A 241-nucleotide genomic window follows, 5' to 3' on the forward strand; every position below is an offset into this window, starting at 1 on the left:
CCCGAACCGACCGTCGTTGAAAAGGCGGCGGATGAGCTGTGGGTAGGGGTGAAATGCCAATCGAACCCGGAGATAGCTGGTTCTCCCCGAAATAGGTATAGGCCTAGCCTCTGCTGATAGTTACAGGGGGTAGAGCACTGATTGGGCTAGGGGGCTTCACCGCTTACCGAACCCAGTTAAACTCCGAATACCTGTAGGGAAAGAGGCAGGGAGTCAGACCATGGGGGAAAAGCTTCATGGT

The 241-nt window shown here is 55.2% G+C and carries 1 rRNA gene; it reads left to right on the plus strand.

What is annotated here, in order from left to right:
- Positions 1 to 241: ribosomal RNA gene (locus ciss_RS11895) — 23S ribosomal RNA — on the plus strand; the annotation flags it as partial.

Source organism: Carboxydothermus islandicus, from assembly GCF_001950325.1.
Lineage (GTDB): Bacteria > Bacillota > Z-2901 > Carboxydothermales > Carboxydothermaceae > Carboxydothermus > Carboxydothermus islandicus.